This is a genomic window from Leuconostoc sp. S50 (genome assembly GCF_016624925.1).
Lineage (GTDB): Bacteria > Bacillota > Bacilli > Lactobacillales > Lactobacillaceae > Leuconostoc > Leuconostoc pseudomesenteroides.
This window is the reverse complement of the sequence record NZ_JACVUE010000024.1, coordinates 1-1680: the sequence shown is the minus strand read 5'-3', so window position 1 is coordinate 1680 and position 1680 is coordinate 1. Positions and strand designations below refer to the sequence as shown.

Annotated in this window: 1 pseudogene; it reads left to right on the top strand. The window is 43.7% G+C overall.

What is annotated here, in order from left to right:
* Window positions 1–1680, top strand: a pseudogene (locus tag IAE53_RS11210) (hypothetical protein); the annotation flags it as partial.

The window sequence follows — 1680 nt, the reverse complement described above, 5'->3', positions numbered from 1 at the left end:
TAAGCTAGCAAGTGATTCAGTTTCCGATAGTCGCTCAACCAGCACATCAGTGTCATTGGCAGATTCAACATCACAAAGCGATTCAGTTTCTGATAGTCGCTCAATGAGCACTTCGGTTTCATTGGCAGATTCCACGTCACAAAGTGATTCAGTTTCCGACAGTCGTTCAACGAGCACGTCAGTTTCGTTGACTGATTCAACATCACAAAGTAATTCGGTTTCCGATAGCCGCTCCATGAGTACATCAGTTTCGTTGACTGATTCGACGATCAAGAGTGAGTCAACCTCAGCGAGTGTTGCAACATCAACGAGCGTATCAGAATCAGATAGTAAGCTAGCAAGTGATTCAGTTTCCGATAGTCGCTCAACCAGCACATCAGTTTCATTGGCGGATTCCACATCACAAAGTGATTCAGTTTCTGATAGTCGTTCAACGAGCACTTCGGTGTCATTGGCAGACTCCACATCACAAAGTGATTCAGTTTCTGAAAGTCGCTCAATGAGTACATCAGTTTCATTGAGTGATTCGACGACCAAGAGCGAGTCAACCTCAGCGAGTGTTGCAACATCAACGAGCGTTTCAGAATCCGATAGTAAGCTAGCAAGTAATTCAGTTTCCGACAGTCGTTCAACGAGTACGTCAGTCTCATTAGCAGACTCCACATCACAAAGTGATTCAGTTTCTGAAAGTCGCTCAATGAGCACGTCGGTGTCATTGGCGGACTCCACGTCACAAAGTAATTCGGTTTCTGAAAGTCGCTCCATGAGTACATCAGTTTCATTGACTGATTCAACGACCAAAAGTGAATCTGTTTCAAATAGTGATTCGACATCAAAGAGCGAGTCAATCTCGAACAGTGAGTCAACATCAAAGAGCGAGTCAATCTCAAACAGCGATTCCACGTCAAAGAGCGAGTCAATCTCAAACAGTGATTCGACATCAAAGAGCGACTCAATCTCGAACAGTGATTCGACATCAAAGAGCGAGTCAATTTCGAACAGCGATTCAACGTCAAAGAGTGAGTCAATCTCAAACAGTGACTCAACATCAAAGAGTGAATCAATCTCAAGTAGCGATTCCACATCAAATAGTGAGTCAACCTCAGCGAGTGTTTCAGAATCCGAAAGTCGCTCAACGAGTACATCAGTTTCGTTGACTGATTCAACATCACAAAGTGATTCTGTTTCCGATAGTCGTTCAATGAGTACATCAGTTTCATTGAGTGATTCGACATCACAAAGTGATTCAGTTTCCGATAGTCGTTCAATGAGTACATCAGTTTCGTTGACTGATTCAACATCACAAAGTGATTCAGTTTCCGATAGCCGCTCCATGAGCACGTCGGTTTCATTGGCAGATTCCACGTCACAAAGCGATTCAGTTTCCGAAAGTCGCTCAATGAGCACGTCGGTTTCATTGGCAGATTCCACGTCACAAAGTGATTCAGTTTCCGATAGCCGCTCCATGAGTACATCAGTTTCATTGAGTGATTCGACGACCAAGAGTGAGTCAACCTCAGCGAGTGTTGTAACATCAACGAGCGTTTCAGAATCCGATAGTAAGCTAGCAAGTGATTCAGTTTCCGAAAGTCGCTCAACGAGTACATCAGTTTCGTTGACTGATTCAACATCACAAAGTGATTCTGTTTCCGATAGTCGTTCAATGAGTACATCAGTTTC